Source organism: Paenibacillus sp. Aloe-11 (genome assembly GCF_000245715.1).
Taxonomy (GTDB): domain Bacteria; phylum Bacillota; class Bacilli; order Paenibacillales; family Paenibacillaceae; genus Paenibacillus; species Paenibacillus kribbensis.
Genome location: NZ_JH601052.1, coordinates 26122 through 43488 on the forward strand (window position 1 = coordinate 26122; position 17367 = coordinate 43488).

Below are 17367 nucleotides of genomic sequence, written 5' to 3' on the forward strand. Positions count from 1 at the left end.
GGCGCCTGCCATATTCGGCAAGGCACTAAAGGAAGGTCGTGTGACTCCGTTAGAGGAAGCGAAATACAAATCATATGTGCTGGTATTCCTCGGTAAGCAGTATGCAGAGCTTGGCTGGGCGATGCAATACCATATTCACGCGCTGCGTAACAATAATACCGCTATGTTCCGCCATCTGGGACCGGATACCGGCTACGACTCCGTAAATGACGGCTCCTTTGCCCGCTCGCTGGCGGCATTGCTGGACGCGCAGGAGCTGGCAGGAGGATTGCCAAGAACCATTTTGTACTCGCTTAATCCGGTTGATTATCCAGTGCTGGCAAGTCTTGCGGGCTGCTTCCAATCCGGTGGCACCGTGGGCAAAATTCAGTTTGGGACTGCATGGTGGTTTAACGACCACATCGAAGGCATGCAGGAGCAGATGAAGCTGCTGGCCAACCAAGGGGTGCTGTCCCGTTTTATCGGGATGCTAACAGATTCTCGCAGCTTCCTGTCCTACACACGCCACGAATATTTCCGACGCATACTCTGCGATCTGATCGGAACGTGGGTTCAGGAAGGCAAGGCGCCTGAGGATTTGGAGCTGCTCGGAGCCATGGTACAAAATATTTGCTACAATAACGCCGAGCAATATTTTAATTTCCCCACCGTTGTTCATAGCAAGTGACACTTTTATGTCAAGGCAATAGCTTATGTATTCCATAAAAAAGATGCTCTTGCCAGGAAGCTGCTTCAAATGACCTGGTAAGAGCGGTTGACAACAGGATAGATATCAAACATTTATGTGAATAAAATCACAAATAAAGAGGAGTGTGCAGGTATGGGAGTACCTATCGTACAGCAGAGCGTTCAAGCTGACAACAAAGCAGGTGAGCACATTAGCCTGAAAGAAAAGATTTCGTACGGTATGGGTGACTTTGGTAACGGATTCATGTTTGATTTGGGGCAGCTGTATCTGCTGAAATTTTTTACGGATGTGGCAGGTGTTTCAGCGGGAGCAGCCGCCGGCATCTTTTTGGTCAGCAAGCTGTTTGCCGCCATATGTGATCCGGTTGTCGGGTCCTTTGTTGATTACCGCAAGCATATTGGTTCACGTGGAAAATTCAGACCTTTTCTCATCATTGGAAGCGTTATCCTTGCGATTCTTACGATTCTTACCTTTATTTCGCCCAATATTTCACCCACAGGCAAACTCATTTACGCTTATGCGTCCTATATGATCTGGGGGATTGGCTATTCTATTGTTAATATTCCATATGGTTCACTAGGTGCAGCCATTACGCAGGATACCATTCAGCGTGCCTCGTTGTCTTCTTTCCGCCAGGCGGGCTCACTAGGCGCATTATTTGTAACCAGTGTCGTTGTTATGCCGCTGATTTTGCTGTTTCCTAACCATCATGTTGGCTATCCGGTTGTGATGGGAATCATGTCACTCATCGGCGTGATCGCTTTCATCATATGTTACCGCGGAACGAAAGAACGCATTATTAGTCAGTCCGGACCCAAGGAAAAGCTGTCTTTAGGCGTTATTGTGCACACCTTTACGACTAACAAGCCTTTGCTGGTACTTGTTTTGATGACGATTTTCACCATATCCGCGTACAATATCAAGTCCGCACTGCTGGTCTATTTTGCCGAATATAATTTGGGGCATGTAGAGCTAATGGCTTATATGAATTTTATTATTATCGGTTCGTCGCTGCTGGGTGTGTTGTTCCTGCCCAAGCTGGTGCGGCGTTTTGGTAAACGAAAAACAGCCATGCTCGGGATGCTGGTTAGTGTCATTGCCGATTCCATCAACTTTTTTATGCCTTCCAATGTATATATTTTCACAATTCTGGCCAGTATTTCGTTCATTGGTATTAGTATTCCTAACGGAGTTACCTGGGCATTTGTCTCCGATATCATTGACTACGGCGAATGGTCATCCGGGGAGCGGAAGGAAGGGATTACGTACTCACTATTCAATTTTTCGCGCAAGCTGGCTCAATCCTTGTCCGGCTTTCTATCTGGTATCGGACTGGCGTTCATCGGATATGTTCCGAATGTGGTTCAGTCCTCTGGAACACTGCTCGGGATCAAGGCATTGCTTTGTCTCTATCCGGCTGTTGCCCTGGCATTGGCGATGCTGGTCATCGGTAAAATGTATAAGCTGACTGACAGCAAACATGCAGAAATGGTTCAAGACTTGCAGCGTCGACATGCGGAAAACCGCGTATAATTTGTGAAAGTCTTCTTTTCCGGGCGGCTCCTGTGGTATGGTGAGTATATAATTTTTTAGAGCCTCACTAAAGAAAGGATACGTATATGGCAGCTACCATTAAAGACATTGCCAAATTAGCGAATGTTTCCCATACAACCGTCTCCCGGGCGCTTAACAATAGCCCGCTGATTAAAGAAGATACGAAACGCAAAATTATGGAATTGGCAGAGCAACTGAATTATATTCCAAACTTTAACGCCAAAAGCCTTGTTCTCCAGCGCTCGCATACAATTGGCCTGTTTTTCACCAGTATTTCACAAGGCACCAGCTCCAGTTTTTTTGCGGATACCATCCGTGGAGTGAATCGTGTCATCGGGGTGGATTACAATTTGTTTGTGCGAGGAATTGACGATTATACCGATTTTTCAGCCATTCACCGCAAACGCTTTGATGGCATTATTCTGATGAGTCAAAGCGAAGCGGACAACCCGTTTATTTATCATGTGCTCGGCCAGGGCATCCCGCTTGTTGTACTGAATCGGCAGGTGTCCGGAGCTGGCATCGTGAATGTGATTTCCAATGATAAAGAAGGGTCCTATGCGGCGGTTTCTTTTCTCATTGAAAGTGGACATGAACGCATCGCAATCATCGAAGGGGTGGAAGGCTTCAAGTCTACCCAGCAACGCCGCGAAGGTTTCATGAACGCGCTGATTGATAAGGGAAAGCCGATCCGACACGAATACATCGTCCAGGGGCATTATGACACCGAAAGCGGAAGCCAGGCGATGAAGCAGCTGCTTTCCTTGCCGGAGCCGCCGACTGCGGTATTTTGCTCTAACGATGATATGGCCATCGGTGCGATGAATGCAGTATTTGAAAACGGCTTGAAGGTACCTGAGGACGTATCTGTTATTGGCTTTGACGATATTGGCTTCTCCATGTATACAACCCCGCCGTTAACGACGGTCAAAAGACCGATCGAGCAGATTAGCGCGCGCGGAGCTGAATGCATTCTGGAACGGATTCAGTCACCGTCGAACGAGGGTGAGCTTATATTTATGGAGACTGAGCTTATGAAGCGGAAATCGGCGGCTAAGAGACCAGGCTGAATATCATTCTGAAAACAGGCAGGCCGCAAAAGGGCAGGTTCAGTGCATCAAGCACTGTTCCTGCCCTTTTTTGCCTAAAATCGTGCTAATTTTGCAGGTACTTAACGTAAGAGATTGGTTTTCGCCAGTTCAACAATCTCATCACCGCGCCCGTTCAGCACCGCTTTCATCATCCACAGCGTAAAGCCTTGTGCTTGTTTAAGATTAATTTTAGGCGGCATGGATAGCTCCTGACGGTTGACCACCACATCCACCACAACAGGGCCATTATAGGCCAATGCTTGCTGAATGGCACCCTCCAGCATAGATGGATCTTCAACCCGGATGCCCTTGAGTCCCATGGCTTGCGCTACAGCACCAAAATCAGGGTTAACCAGCTCAGTACCACTTTCCAGGAACCCGGCCGCTTTCATTTCCAGCTCGACAAAACCGAGGGCGCCATTATTGAATACAATGACTTTAACAGGCAATTGATGCTGTTTAAGGGTTAGCAGATCGCCCATCAGCATCGTGAGTCCGCCATCGCCCGAGAGGGAAATGACCTGCCGTGCAGGCTCAGTGGCCTGTGCACCAATTGCTTGCGGCAGTGCGTTTGCCATCGTTCCATGGTTGAAGGAACCGATAAGCCGCCGCTGGCCGTTCATCTGCAAATAACGGGCTGCCCACACCGTCGGCGTACCGACATCGCAGGTGAAAATGGCATTGGCTTGAGCGGCATCACTAATGACCTTGGTGAGATATTGCGGATGGATCGGGATATGTCCCGGCTTGCCAGCCGCCAGTTCATCCAGCTCCTTGCGGACCTTGGCATAGCGGGAGACTGATTTTTCCAGATGCTGGTTATCATGCTCGGACGTCAAATGAGGAAGGAGCATCTCCAGCGTTGCTTTTACATCTCCGCATAAACCATAGGTTAGAGGAGTGCGTCTGCCGAGGTGGGAAGGCTCAATATCCACCTGCAGCACAATCGCATCCTCGGGATAAAATTGTCTGTAAGGAAAATCGGTTCCGAGCATGAGCAGGACATCACAATCCATCATCGCATGATACCCGGAAGAGTATCCGATCAGTCCGGTCAAGCCTGCATAATAAGGATTGTTATATTCCAGATATTCCTTGCCTCGCAGAGCGGATACCATAGGTGATTTTAGCTTGTCGCATAGCTGCATGAGCAATTCGTGAGATTGTGCGCAGCCTGCTCCGCATAATAAAGTAATACGCTCGCCTTTATTCAAATACTCGGTCAGCCGGGAAATTTCGGAAGGTGACGGATGCACTACAGGTGCAGTGGGATGGTAGATGTGTTCGGGGACGGAGACCTTTCCCGCCTCCAAAGCTGCTACATCGCCGGGAAGGACAATGACGGAGACACCTGAACGAGACACGGCCTGTTGAATGGCCATAGTTACGGTTCTCGGAACCTGCCGCGGTGTCATAATAACCTCACAGAAGTGACTGCATTCTCCAAAAAGACGTTCGGGATGTGTAGCCTGAAAGTATTCACTTCCGATCTCGTCACTGGGAATATGGGCTGCAATAGCGAGTACAGGCACCCGATTGCGGTGGCAATCATACAATCCATTAATCAAATGCAGGTTTCCGGGACCGCTGCTGCCGGCACAGACAGCAATGCTTCCGCTAAGATCGGCATCCGCCCCGGCTGCAAAGGCGGCCACCTCTTCGTGTCTGACATGAATCCATTCAATTTGGCCACTCCTGCGAATGGAATCGACCATATTATTTAAAGAATCTCCAACGATGCCATAAATCCGTTTGACCCCTGCGTTGACCAAAACTTGTACAATAGTATCTGCGATTGTCTTCATAGTAGTTCCTCCTGCCTGGCCCTTGTTTATTAAGTAACTTTATCCTGCCCGTGCCTTCTTGCATCTATTCTCCTGAAGTGTATCTCAGAACAAGTCGGCGGGAGAGGGTGACAGTTAGCCTTAACCGTCTTGGATCAGGGGCGAAACAGCAGTAAGAGGGGCATTAGACTGCGGATTGGTATACAACCCCTTATGTTCACGTGTTCATATTATTGTCATTAATATTTATAAAATCTAAAAATATTGAGAAAACTATTTTGTTCACGTGTGCATTGTGATAAAATAATCTTGCAATCATAATGGTAATAATGGGAGGTTACTCCGGATGAAACAAGTAGATGAATTAGACCAATTAAACAGAAAAAGCTTTATTGTAACAGAACCGTATCCTGAGAGGGTGCTGCAATTCGGGGAAGGCAACTTCCTGCGTGCATTTGTAGACTGGCAATTCGACAAAATGAATAAGCAGGCAGAATGGAAAACGGGTGTTGTGATCGTACAACCGCAGCCGGGAGGCATGGTGGAGAAGCTTAACGAGCAGGAGGGCCTGTATACGGTCATTCTCGAAGGGATTAAGGACGGGCAAGCCATGAAGGAGCATACCGTAGTGGAGTGTGTAGCCCGTGGGCTCAATCCGTACACCTCAGACTTCGCTGAATATGAGGCGTTATCCCAAAAGCCTGAGCTGCGCTTTGTCGTATCAAACACGACGGAAGCAGGGATCGCTTATGTGCCAGAGGACCGGCTGGAAGATCGTCCGCAAAAGAGCTTTCCAGGCAAGCTGGCCGCTTTACTGTACAAGCGCTTTCAATTTTTCGGAGGCGATCAGAGCAAGGGACTGGTGATCATTCCGTGCGAGCTGATCGACCGCAATGGTGATGCGCTCAAGGAGATTGTGCTGAAATATGCTGATCAATGGGGGCTTGGGGCTGCATTTACAGCATGGCTGAAGGAAGCCAATACGTTCTGCAACAGCTTGGTGGACCGGATTGTACCTGGTTATCCCAGAGACCGGATTCATGAAATTCAAGCAGAATTGGGCTACAAGGACGATTTGGTTGTTGTAGGAGAGCAGTATCATCTGTGGGTCATTGAAGGACCGCAGTGGCTGAAGGAAGAATTGCCAGCTCATTTGGCAGGACTGAATGTGCTGATTGTTGACGATATGGCACCCTACCGTACACGTAAGGTGCGCATTTTGAATGGGGCGCATACGGCGCTTACACCTGTCTCTTATTTATATGGTCTGGATACGGTGGGGCAGGCGGTCGAGCATGATGTCATGGGCGCTTTCATTCAGTCGCTGATTCGAGAAGAAATTATTCCAACACTGGACTCCCCGGAAGCAGAATTGAATCTATATGCCGACGCTGTTATTGAACGTTTCCGTAATCCATATGTGAATCATTATGTCATGAGCATCGCTCTCAATTCGGTGTCCAAGTTCAAGACACGGAATTTGCCGTCCTTGCTCCAGTATGTGAAGCAGCATAAGGCACTGCCCGCCAAAATGGTATTTTCGCTGGCTTCCTTACTCGTATTTTACCGGGGAGACAGAAACGGCGAGCCGATCGCCCTGGCAGACGAATCGGAAGTATTGGGCGCATTTGGTGAGCTGTGGAGTAGATATGATGGAACCCTTGCCGGGGCGAAGCAATTGACCGAACAGGTACTTGGCAAGCAGACATGGTGGGGTCAAGACCTGAACCAGATCGAGGGGCTGGCCGAACAGACGGCAAACCATGTGTATGAAATGACAAGCAGAGGAATAAAGGAGACGCTGGAATCTCTAACCGGGAACAGTGCCCCCAGAGCATAAGCAAGGAGGAAACCGGAATGCTGGAATTCATTCAAATCCATGATCAAGATAATGTGGCTGTCGCTTTGCGTGATTATAAGCGGGGAGAGACGCTGGCGTGGGGAACGCAAAAAGATCAACGCGTGGAACTGGTCGACGATGTGGCGCGCGGGCATAAAATTGCGCTGCAGAACATACCCGAAGGTGAGCACGTCCTGAAATACGGATATCCTATCGGTCATGCTACTCAGCCCATTCAGGCCGGGCAGCATGTGCATACGCATAATACGAAAACAAATCTGACGGGCGTGGAGGAGTACACCTACAATCCTAAGCCAGCGCCCCTTTTATATGAACAGGAGAGTCGGACGTTTCAAGGCTTTCGGCGTAAGGACAGTCGTGTGGGAATTCGCAATGAGTTGTGGATTGTTCCAACAGTCGGTTGTGTAAACGGGATTGCCGAGCTTATTTTGAACCGCTTCAAGCAGGAAGTAGGCGATATTTCGCCTTTTGAAAATGCGCTTGTCCTCAAGCATAACTATGGTTGTTCCCAACTGGGTGACGATCATGCGCATACACGCACGATTTTAATGGATGCCGTAAAGCACGCGAACGCGGGCGGTGTGCTTGTGCTTGGTTTGGGCTGCGAGAACAACGAAATGAAGGAATTTAAGGAAGCTATCGGTGAATATGATCCGGAGCGGGTAAAATTTTTGTTGTCTCAGGAAGTATCGGACGAGGTGGAGGAAGGGGTACGGCTGCTGCATGAAATTTTTGCGGCCGTGCAGGAAGATCGGCGTGAGCCTGTACCTTTATCCGAGCTGAACATTGGCTTGAAATGCGGCGGCTCTGACGGCCTGTCGGGCATAACTGCCAATCCACTGCTCGGACGGCTGTCGGATTATATGGCAGCGCAGGGTGGAACGACGGTGCTGACTGAGGTGCCTGAAATGTTCGGCGCGGAGACCATTTTAATGGAGCGTGCTGCCGATGAGCAAGTATTCGGAAAGATCGTACATCTGATTAACGATTTTAAGCAATATTTTCTGGATTACAAGCAGCCGGTATACGAAAATCCGTCACCTGGCAATAAAGCAGGGGGCATCACGACACTGGAGGATAAATCACTAGGCTGTACGCAAAAATCCGGTTCTTCCACGGTTACGGATGTTATTCAGTACGGGGAGCGTCTCAAGACCAAAGGACTCAACCTGCTCAGCGCACCGGGGAACGATCTGGTTGCTTCTTCGGCACTCGCAGCAGCGGGCTGTCAGCTCGTTATTTTCACAACCGGACGCGGTACGCCTTTTGGCTCCTTTGTTCCGACGATGAAGGTATCGACCAACTCGCCGCTCTATCAGGCTAAGCCCCATTGGATCGACTACAACGCCGGTTCGTTGGTGGAGGATGTCAGTATGGAAGATGCGCTCCGTAACTTTGTGGACTACATTGTCGATGTAGCCAGCGGAACCTGGGTAAACAACGAGAAAAACAATTTCAGGGAGCTTGCTATTTTTAAAAACGGCGTGACGTTGTAGAAGCTTGGAACACATTGGGAGGCGGAATTTATACCGCTTCCCTTTTTACGCTGTATATCTCTAAATAGGCGTGCTAGAATTTAGGGGAAACACACCGAACCGCGTCAGAATAGGAGGAAATACAGTGCAAAATGCAATTATTGCTTATCGGGAAGAAAATCATGATCAGCTCGTAGATATTTGGCACCGGGCTGTACGCCGGACACACACTTTTTTAGAGGAAGAGGATATTCAATTTTATCATCATATCGTGCGCAATGGCGCCCTTAGAGAAGTCGAAATTTGGATGGAATGGAATGAAAGTCAAGGTCCAACAGGGTTTATCGGGCTGGACGGGCCCAAAATAGAGATGCTATTTGTCGATCCTGAGTTGCATGGGCAGGGCATAGGCAGTCGGCTCATCCAACATGCCGGGAAAATAAAAGGTACACACCTCAAAGTGGACGTAAATGAGCAAAATGAGAAAGCGCATGCATTTTACAAGCATCTCGGCTTTGTCCAAACAGGGCGATCCGAACTGGATGGATCAGGTCGGGCATTTCCTTTGCTTCATATGGAGTGGAACCAGTAAACGAAGGACATTCACCTCCGTTCATAACTGGAATATATTATCATAATTTTGTTGCCACACACTTGATTTTATGGTATAACTTAATTACGTAATAAATACGTAATTAAGTTATATTTTAGCTGGAACGTAGATCATGCTTTTGTTTGATGAGTACTAAAAGTCGGACAAGGAGGTGGGGAAGGTGGATGATCTCGTTCACTCCCATATCACAGATCTGGACACACTTGTTAACATGATTAAGCTGTCATTTTCATTTGCAGACGGAGCTGACATGATTGCTTTATGTGATCATCTGTATAACCATGCCAGCCAAAAGTATCAGGAGCTGCAGCTTTATAAAGCGCGCAAGAAGCCTATACAACTCATACATAACAAACGGCCGCTAGTGTATTACTACGGCTACAGTCATCTTATGAAAGGCATGGCCTTCCAAAAACAGGGCAAATATGAAGCCGCTCGGGATTGTATCGAAAAATACGCGGAATTGGGCTGGTTTAATGGCCTTGATCAGCAGGGGGAAGCAGAGGTTGAATATTATCGCCATGCTGCCAAAGCCAACCTGTACGCCCTTGATATTTTGTCCGGCCATGCTGAAGTGCTGCAGGAATACGTTCAATTTCTTCAAGACAATCCGGAAGAGCTGTTACCGGGGCTTCTTTCCATCGTAGAAGGGGCATACAGGCATGATTACCCTTTAGAGACTATACTTCAATCATTTGCCGAGCAAATTGATGATTTCAAGTATTTAGAAGAGCCTGTGAATGTATCTTACTATTTCCGCTTCTGCTATCAACTGGCTCTCTACTATATCAAGCAGCAACAAGTTACAGCTGCATTGGATTATATTCTGCAATCCCTCATGCTGTCAGATACCCTGGGTATGGAACATGAGCATGAGTTTAGAAAATGTACCGCTATATTTGAGATTTTCCGAACCCAAGCTACAGCAACACAGCAAGACCAATATATAACTATTTTAAAAGGAGTGTTAAAGGATGAAAAAATTGATTTCACCGTCTCTGTCGCTCAGTCTGTTTAGCTTGCTGGTGTTTGTTACAAGTCATGACCTCATTTCGGTATTCTATCATGGAGCCAATCATTAATAGGTAGAAGTAAAGTAGAACAGGAAGGTACACCAAATAGCAAGCAAGCTCATCATGATCAGGGCTTACTTGCTATTTGGCGTTTATTTAAGCCGTTGTGGGCTTATGCAGGAGACCTTGTTCTGAGGGGTGCAATGAAATCCGTGTTTGTTGGTAAGCTGGGAATGCTTCTGTTGTAGGGTATGTCCCGCTTTTTAGTGCTGCATCCAGTGCCCGCAATAAGGAACCGATAAACTGCTCTGGAGAAAAGAATATACTTTTCCCGACCATATGAATATGGAGTTCGTTATGGTCACGGTTGCTTACGGACAGCAATAAACCTTGGCCCTGAAAGCCCGTGCCGATGGCTCGTACTTTGTGTATACCCGCAAGCAGCATCTCGGTTTTTAACGCACGTCCGTGTTCTTCCACAAATACAGAAATCAGGCGTTTATCTGTCACGATAATAATCTGGTTTCCCCGAAACGTATGGGTTAGATGAACAAAATCTTTGTATACACCAATAATCTGTTCATGCGTAGCAACAATCCCCATGCGTACAAAATCATCCAATTCAGCAGCATCGGGTTCCTGATGATTTTTAATCCGTTTCTTAATGCTGAACTGAATGGTTATTATACCAAAAACGGCCATGAGAAAAGGGATGAGCCCGCCGTTCCGCAAGAAGAAAAGCAGGATGATAAATACGGCCAAAAAACATTGCCCCCAAGTAAGATAACGCAGTTTTTGTTGAACCGTACGGCGATAGTAGCGGAACCCTTTTCCCGGCTGATACTCCGAGGCATACTTCGTCATACCACTCATCTGGGTTAATCCATAGACCGCCAGAACGGTCAGCCCAAGCGAAAGGAGCGTCATAAACCATTCTTGTGTTGCAAAGCCAACTAACGTGCAAAGCCCGAACATGATGATCCCCGCCCAGCAAGCAACTCTTTTGATTCGAACCTGTTTTTGAATCGAACGAACTAATTCTTCCATCTTGCAATCCTCCTGATCTATGTACATAGGTAATGATTGGAATATCATATAGTCTTATCGTACCATCTGATAGTCTTTTTCGTAAATTCTTTAGAAGATATTGTATTTGTGAGCCTTTAAAACTTCACTGCCTTTTTACCCTTATCCTGATATAATAAATGTAAGTATAACCATGTCCTTCGATCAGAAAGTTTGTACACATATCAGATGAATCGCCAAACGGAAGGGGAGAGCATATGGTTATTTATGAAACGGACCAAGCTTATGTAATGACAACGCAGCATGACCATGCCCACATTTCAGGTGAACTGGCTTCACAATGGGAAGAGAGTGCCTTCAAGAATAGGCGGCATAAGCAGGATTTTGTATATGCAGCCAAGGAGCATGACCGGGGTTGGATTAAGTTGGATGCTGCTCCTTTCTGGAATGATCATGTTTCTGCACCTTATACGTTTATTGATTTTCCGCTCAGTCCTCGTTTTGTGTTTTATCATCTTGGGATTGATGAAGTCGAGCAAGTGAATTCGTATGCCGCGCTGCTGTGTAGCTTGATGTACAAGGAGCTGGTCGGACGGAGCGAGCATGAAAATGCTCAGGACAAGCAGCTTACGCGAGCTTATCAGGAGGCGGAGGAACAGCGGCGACACAGGCTCAAACAGGAGCTGGCGGGTGGCGTCACCTTCGATCATCAGGTGCGTACGGATGTGCGCAGAATGTTGTTCTGCGACGAATTGAGTCTGTTTTTGTGCAGCCGGGAGCCAGGGACGCCTGCGGCAGATTATGAATGGTTTGCTGATGGTTTGAGCTTCCCGGCTGTTCGCCATGAAGGCGGACGGGTTCGGGCCGAATGGTTATCCGATCAGACGGTGGGGCTGTCCTTTTTTCCTTTTAAAAGCAAGGTGGGGATTACACATACCTTTAAGGAGGTGGCCAAAGAGCAAATTCATACCTCAGGGCTTCTGCAAGCCTACCGTTCCTCCGAATGGAAGCATCGAACCTTTACCGTCGAACATATCATGGAAGTAGAAAAACGCAAGGAGAATGCCTGACCGTCTACCGATACGGCCTTGGACAGAGCAAAGCCTCCCTGAATAAATCCACTCAGAGAGGCTCGTTTTTTTATCGCATGCCCCTTTATTTCTCATCAGATACGTAACACCCATTCCCAATGCGGCTGCCACCCATTTTTTATTTTTTATGAATAGCACCTCTTTAATGTGAAATGCTGAACGAGATTTTACAATTTAGTGCTTCCCTGCGCTCGTTCCGCATAACTATGATTTTACCCTTTCCATGAAATCTTACCCGTTCCATCGACAATGAAATGATTACGAGTGTCTATTCACGTTTAATGGATATGATCCCAATATCCTGCCGCAATTGCTTCAGATGCACATGACAGGGAGGTCTTTGTGATGAGAAAGAAGGAAGTGGTGGCCATGCTGCTTGCCGGCGGACAGGGCAAAAGACTCAAAGGACTGACCCGGACACTTGCCAAACCGGCTGTATTTTTTGGAGGAACCTACCGCATCATTGATTTCCCCCTTAGTAATTGCGCCCATTCTGGTATCGACACGGTTGGCGTATTGACCCAGTACGAACCGTTGGTGCTCCATTCCTACATCGGCGTAGGCAGCGACTGGGATTTGGATCGCCTGGATGGTGGAGTTTTTGTGTTGCCTCCGCATGAAAAAGAAAACGGGAATAACTGGTATAGAGGTACAGCGGATGCGATTTACCGTAACCTGCATTTTTTGGATCAATATGACCCGGAGCATGTACTGATTTTGTCAGGCGATCACATCTATAAAATGGACTACAGTCGCATGCTCGACTATCACAAGAAAAAGGGAGCAGACTGCACGATTTCTGTCATCAACGTCACGATTCAGGAAGCCAAACGGTTCGGGATCCTGAACACGGATGATGACCTGAAAATATACGACTTTGAGGAGAAGCCGGAACAGCCGAAAAGTACACTGGCCTCGATGGGCATTTATTTATTCAAATGGGAGGTACTGCGTCGCTATCTGCTGGAGAGCGCAAGCGACTCTGAATCCTCGCATGATTTTGGCAAGGACATCATTCCGATGCTGCTCCAGCATGGACGGTCGCTGTATGCCTATCCGTTTGCCGGGTACTGGAAGGATGTGGGTACGATTCAAAGCTTGTGGGAGGCTAACATGGATCTACTGGCTCAGGACCCGCCTTTGGATTTGAATGACCCTTTCTGGCGCATCTATACCCGCAGTCCCAACCAACCGGCTCAGTACATCACCCAACGAGCAATCCTGAAAAATAGCATCGTCAATGAGGGCTGCATGGTGGACGGAGAAGTAAGGCATTCCGTGCTATTTTATGGAGTCGAAGTGGGCGGAGGCAGCATTATTACCGAATCCGTCATCATGCCGAATGTAAAAATTGGACGCAATGTTCGTATTCATCGAGCTATCGTGAACGAAAACATGATGATTGATGACAATATGGTCATCGGATCTGAGAATAGCCCGAATGAGATTATTTTGTTCGATCAGGAATGCAAGCTTCATGCACGAATATAAACCGGATAAGGACGGTGTCCGCTATGAGCCGACTCATTGGAGTTATCAACCTGGATCACGAACTGGATCAGTTGAAGGAGTTGACCTATTTCCGGTGCGGGGCCGCAGTTCCCTTTGCCAGTCGATATCGGCTCATTGATTTTACCTTATCCAACATGATGCATGCAGGGGTGTATGATATTGCACTGTTCGTCCGTCGCAAATACCGTTCGCTGCTGGATCATCTGGGTGAAGGACGGCCCTGGGATTTGGACCGCAGACGAGGCGGGCTGTTTATTTTGCCGCCGGACTGGAATGATCCGACGGATGGTTCACGCGGGGATTTGCAGCATGTGCACAACAACCTGGACTTTTTTCATCGCTCAGCAGGGCAAGTTATTGTACACGCAGGAACGCAGCATGTGAACAAGGTAGATATTGAGGATGTATACCGTTATCATCGGGAAAAGAATGCAGACGTTACCCTCGTCTACAAAGCGATAGAGCAGCTAGAAGCTGAGCATGCGCCTTGCGTACGGCTGGAGATTGCCGAGGACGGGCGAGTGACCGGTATTCATCAGGAGCAGGATCATCATAATATTTATCTGGAAATGTTCGTAATAGACAAAAGCTTGTATCTGGATCAGGTGAAGCATTGCATTGCCCATCAGGATAACCATTTCTTCCGGGATGCGATTCAGAAAAATCCGAGCGGACTACGCATTTATGCGTACCCTTATGAAGGGTATCATGCGGTCATTAATTCCATCGAGAGTTACTATAAAAATAGCATGAAGCTGCTGGATCAGCAGCAGTATCAAGCGCTGTTCCAGGATCAGGCGGTGCATACCAAAATCAAGTACGAAGCCCCGACCCGCTTCACTCACAGCGCCGAGGTGGAGCATTCACTTGTCGCCAATGGCTGCACGATTGGGGGTAAGGTTGAGAATAGCATTCTTTTTCGCGGGGTACGGATAGAGGAGGGCGCGTGGGTAAGCAACTCGATCATTATGCAAAAATGCACGATTCGTAAAGGCGCCATTGTCCAGAATGTGATTTTGGATAAGGATGTGGAGCTTTCACCGGAACGGACTTTGATTGGAGACATTAGGGCTCCCTATGTCATTGCCAAGAACAGCGTCATTTAAGCATCATTTAAAGGGATATATTGTGCATTTAAAACCGAAATACAGGAGGGTACACCTTTGTTCAGCAATAAAGAAGCTTTTAAGCAGGCTTTTCGAGAGCAACTGGTCGGAAGGCTGGGCAAACCGATGCAGGAAGCTCAGGCGGAAGACGTATACAAGGTTTTGGGCGGTATGATCCGCGAACAGGTCGGCAAGAAATGGGCGGAAACGAATCAAGCCTATAAAGAAGGACAAGAGAAGCAGGTCTATTACTTTTCACTGGAGTTTTTGATAGGCCGTCTGCTGGGCAGCAATTTGCTGAATTTGGGTGTATTGGACATGGTCCGGCAAGCGCTGGGAGAACTGGGCTGGGACTTGGAAGAAATCGAAGAGCAGGAGGCAGACGCCGGGCTGGGAAATGGTGGTCTCGGTCGTCTGGCTGCTTGCTTCATGGATTCGCTGGCATCCCTCGGCTATGCAGGACATGGCTGCGGTATCCGATATAAGTACGGTCTGTTTGAGCAGCGTATTGTAGACGGAAATCAGGTGGAACTGCCGGATTACTGGCTGCAAAAGGGCAATGTCTGGGAGGAGCGCCGTCCTGACAAGAAGGTCGAGGTTCACTTTTGGGGACGGGTGGAGACTCGTGAACAGGATGGCCGTCTCCTATTCGAGACTCAAGATGCCGAAACGGTCTGGGCCGTTCCGTATGATATTCCGCTGGTGGGCTATGGACACACGCAGGTGAACACGCTGCGGATTTGGAGCGCGGAATCAGCGCTCGACCCCGTTCGGGGGCCGATTCGGGGCGAGGGTGGCTACTACCGCTTTCTCGACTATAACCGCTCGGTGGAGTCCATTTCGGCCTTTCTCTACCCGGATGATTCCAATTATGAGGGCAAGCTGCTTCGCTTGAAGCAGCAGTACTTTCTGTGCTCGGCCGGCTTGCAAAGTATTTTGCGTACGTTCGAGAAGCTTCGTTTACCGTACAGCCAGTTGCCTGACAAAATTGCGCTGCACATTAACGATACACATCCAACGCTGGTCATTCCCGAACTGATGCGAATTCTAATGGACGTAAAGGGCTTGGGCTGGGACGAAGCATGGGATATTACGACACGGACGGTTTCGTATACCAATCATACGATATTGAGCGAGGCCTTGGAGCAATGGCCTGTCAATATGGTGCGGGAGCTGCTTCCTCGAATTTGTTTAATCATTGAAGAGATTAACAAGCGTTATTGCGCTATGCTGCTGGAGCGTTATCCAGGTCAGGACATCAAAATTGGTCAGCTGGCGATTATTCACGGTGAACAAATCCGCATGGCCCATTTGGCTATCGTTGGCAGCTACAGCGTCAACGGGGTAGCGGCGTTGCACACACAAATTTTGAAGGAACGTGAAATGAAGTCGTTTCACGAGCTATACCCTGGTCGTTTTAACAATAAAACGAACGGAATTGCTCATCGTCGCTGGCTGATGCACGCGAACCCTGAGCTGGCAAACTTGTATGATGAGACGATCGGTACACGCTGGCGAACACGTCCACGTGAGCTCATCGACCTGCTTCGTTACAGTGGGAACGAGTCGTTCCAAGAGCGGATTCAGAAGATTAAGCGAAATAATAAAATCAGGCTTGCCGAGCATGTGTTTGAGAAACACGGCGTTCGACTGGATACATCCTCCATTTTTGATGTACAAGTCAAACGGCTGCATGGCTACAAGCGACAGTTGCTTAACATTTTGCATGTGATGCATCTGTATAACCAGCTCAAAAATAATTCTTCGCTGGATATGGTGCCACGCACGTTTATTTTCGGGGCTAAAGCAGCTCCGGGCTATTTTCTTGCCAAGCAGACAATTAAATTGATTAACAATGTGGCCGATACGATCAATCGGGATGTGGATGTCAGGGACAAGCTGAAAGTGGTTTTTCTCGAAAATTATTCAGTTTCGCTGGCGGAGCTGATTATTCCTGCAGCGGATGTCAGTGAGCAGATCTCTACGGCAGGCAAGGAAGCTTCAGGCACAGGAAATATGAAATTTATGATGAACGGTGCACTCACCCTGGGCACATTGGATGGAGCCAATGTTGAAATGCATGAAATGGTAGGCGATGCCAACATGTTCATTTTTGGCTTAAAGGTGGATCAGATTGAGGCGTATGTTCAGGACGGCCAATATTCGGCGCGTAAAACAGCCAACAGTGACGAAAGACTGCGCGAAGTGCTGGATCAACTGGTGAACGATGCTCCTTTTACACGGCATGAACGAGAATTTGAGGCCATTTATCAATCCCTGATTGATCATAATGATGAATACTTTGTGCTCAAGGACTTCGCAGCCTATGTGGATACCCAGGTTCATGTGGAGCAAGTGTACCGGAATCCGTCCGAGTGGACGCGGCGTGCTATTGTGAATATGGCCCACTCCGGCAAATTTTCCAGTGATTGTACAATTCAGCAGTACGCAGCGGAAATTTGGGACATTGCACCTCTCAAAACGATGTCAACAGGCGAATCTTGTCCTAAAAAAGCGAAACAGGCGGAATAGGATTGCTTTTCGACCGCTGAG

The 17367-nt window shown here is 48.0% G+C and carries 13 protein-coding genes; 11 read left to right on the forward strand and 2 right to left on the reverse strand.

Annotated features, from left to right (window positions below):
• From WG8_RS28295 to WG8_RS10665, 3 genes are all read left to right on the forward strand, one after another.
• Positions 1-667: glucuronate isomerase (locus WG8_RS28295; protein WP_007430178.1), on the forward strand; the 667-nt coding region annotated here is incomplete at its 5' end.
• 153 nt (positions 668-820) lie between these two features.
• Entirely contained in the window at positions 821-2221 is a 1401-nt protein-coding gene (locus WG8_RS10660) for a glycoside-pentoside-hexuronide (GPH):cation symporter (protein ID WP_007430179.1), read from the forward strand.
• An 86-nt stretch (positions 2222-2307) separates the two neighbouring features.
• Entirely contained in the window at positions 2308-3312 is a 1005-nt protein-coding gene (locus tag WG8_RS10665; protein ID WP_007430180.1) for a LacI family DNA-binding transcriptional regulator, read from the forward strand.
• A 101-nt stretch (positions 3313-3413) separates the two neighbouring features.
• Here WG8_RS10665 and poxB read toward each other — a convergent pair whose 3' ends face one another.
• Complete coding sequence (gene poxB, locus WG8_RS10670; RefSeq protein ID WP_007430181.1) at positions 3414-5138, reverse strand: ubiquinone-dependent pyruvate dehydrogenase; 1725 nt, start codon at positions 5136-5138, stop codon at positions 3414-3416.
• A 325-nt stretch (positions 5139-5463) separates the two neighbouring features.
• Here poxB and WG8_RS10675 point away from each other — a divergent pair, with 325 nt between their 5' ends.
• The 4 genes from WG8_RS10675 to WG8_RS10690 all read left to right on the forward strand — a co-directional run bounded on the left by WG8_RS10675 (position 5464) and on the right by WG8_RS10690 (position 10084).
• Positions 5464-6957, forward strand: coding sequence for a tagaturonate reductase (locus WG8_RS10675; RefSeq protein ID WP_007430182.1), 1494 nt, complete (start codon positions 5464-5466; stop codon positions 6955-6957).
• A gap of 17 nt (positions 6958-6974) precedes the next feature.
• On the forward strand, positions 6975-8474 hold the full coding sequence (locus WG8_RS10680) for a UxaA family hydrolase (RefSeq protein ID WP_007430183.1): 1500 nt from the start codon (positions 6975-6977) through the stop codon (positions 8472-8474).
• A 124-nt stretch (positions 8475-8598) separates the two neighbouring features.
• Positions 8599-9045 carry an acetyltransferase gene (locus WG8_RS10685; protein ID WP_007430184.1) on the forward strand — a complete coding sequence of 149 codons (447 nt, stop codon included), beginning with the start codon at positions 8599-8601 and terminating at the stop codon, positions 9043-9045.
• Between the two features lie 181 nt (positions 9046-9226).
• The gene (locus WG8_RS10690) at positions 9227-10084 is read left to right on the forward strand and encodes a hypothetical protein (protein ID WP_007430185.1); all 858 of its coding nucleotides are present in this window, start codon (positions 9227-9229) and stop codon (positions 10082-10084) included.
• Between the two features lie 151 nt (positions 10085-10235).
• On the opposite strand, the gene WG8_RS10695 is transcribed toward WG8_RS10690, so the two are convergent.
• Positions 10236-11126, reverse strand: a complete 891-nt coding sequence (locus tag WG8_RS10695; protein WP_007430186.1) for a hypothetical protein — start codon at positions 11124-11126, stop codon at positions 10236-10238.
• A gap of 236 nt (positions 11127-11362) precedes the next feature.
• Here WG8_RS10695 and WG8_RS10700 point away from each other — a divergent pair, with 236 nt between their 5' ends.
• The 4 genes from WG8_RS10700 to WG8_RS10715 all read left to right on the forward strand — a co-directional run bounded on the left by WG8_RS10700 (position 11363) and on the right by WG8_RS10715 (position 17346).
• Complete coding sequence (locus tag WG8_RS10700; protein WP_007430187.1) at positions 11363-12175, forward strand: DUF3891 family protein; 813 nt, start codon at positions 11363-11365, stop codon at positions 12173-12175.
• Positions 12176-12541: 366 nt separating this feature from the next.
• The gene (locus tag WG8_RS10705; protein WP_007430188.1) at positions 12542-13687 is read left to right on the forward strand and encodes a glucose-1-phosphate adenylyltransferase; all 1146 of its coding nucleotides are present in this window, start codon (positions 12542-12544) and stop codon (positions 13685-13687) included.
• 23 nt (positions 13688-13710) lie between these two features.
• Positions 13711-14814, forward strand: coding sequence for a glucose-1-phosphate adenylyltransferase subunit GlgD (gene glgD / locus WG8_RS10710; protein ID WP_007430189.1), 1104 nt, complete (start codon positions 13711-13713; stop codon positions 14812-14814).
• Between the two features lie 57 nt (positions 14815-14871).
• Entirely contained in the window at positions 14872-17346 is a 2475-nt protein-coding gene (locus tag WG8_RS10715; protein WP_007430190.1) for a glycogen/starch/alpha-glucan phosphorylase, read from the forward strand.
• The last annotated feature ends 21 nt before the right edge of the window (positions 17347-17367 follow it).

Coding starts and splice junctions, on each gene's coding strand:
- WG8_RS10660 (WP_007430179.1), top strand. CDS start 821: ATGGGAGTACCTATCGTACAGCAGAGCGTTCAAGCTGACAACAAAGCA.
- WG8_RS10665 (WP_007430180.1), top strand. CDS start 2,308: ATGGCAGCTACCATTAAAGACATTGCCAAATTAGCGAATGTTTCCCAT.
- poxB (WP_007430181.1), bottom strand. CDS start 5,138: ATGAAGACAATCGCAGATACTATTGTACAAGTTTTGGTCAACGCAGGG.
- WG8_RS10675 (WP_007430182.1), top strand. CDS start 5,464: ATGAAACAAGTAGATGAATTAGACCAATTAAACAGAAAAAGCTTTATT.
- WG8_RS10680 (WP_007430183.1), top strand. CDS start 6,975: ATGCTGGAATTCATTCAAATCCATGATCAAGATAATGTGGCTGTCGCT.
- WG8_RS10695 (WP_007430186.1), bottom strand. CDS start 11,126: ATGGAAGAATTAGTTCGTTCGATTCAAAAACAGGTTCGAATCAAAAGA.
- WG8_RS10700 (WP_007430187.1), top strand. CDS start 11,363: ATGGTTATTTATGAAACGGACCAAGCTTATGTAATGACAACGCAGCAT.
- WG8_RS10705 (WP_007430188.1), top strand. CDS start 12,542: ATGAGAAAGAAGGAAGTGGTGGCCATGCTGCTTGCCGGCGGACAGGGC.
- glgD (WP_007430189.1), top strand. CDS start 13,711: ATGAGCCGACTCATTGGAGTTATCAACCTGGATCACGAACTGGATCAG.